The organism is Dyella japonica DSM 16301, from assembly GCF_001010355.1.
Taxonomy (GTDB): Bacteria; Pseudomonadota; Gammaproteobacteria; order Xanthomonadales; family Rhodanobacteraceae; genus Dyella; species Dyella japonica.
This window is the reverse complement of the sequence record NZ_JPLA01000152.1, coordinates 1-235: the sequence shown is the minus strand read 5'-3', so window position 1 is coordinate 235 and position 235 is coordinate 1. Positions and strand designations below refer to the sequence as shown.

The 235-nt window shown below is 42.1% G+C and carries 1 protein-coding gene; it reads left to right on the top strand.

The annotated features are described in order from the left end of the window. Nucleotides 1–235, top strand: a 235-nt coding sequence (locus Y882_RS20635; RefSeq protein WP_211259236.1) for a hypothetical protein, incomplete at both ends; no start/stop codon positions are given.

Here is a 235-nt window from a genome sequence, read left to right as displayed (position 1 = left end):
CGTGTAGACAGGTTAGAGCAGTATCCTAATGAAACTGTGTTATTCTCTCCCGGAAGAGGAAAATACCTAACAATAAGTGAATCGTCCTGGGGTGTTTATTCAACGGAAGAAGGTAATGTTGGATTTATTCCACTTCCTGTATCTTCAGGTGGTACAGGTGCAACAACTCCAGATGGAGTAAGGCACATTTTAGGGCTTGCGACAAATCATATTCCTGTGTTCTTGGGTGTATATC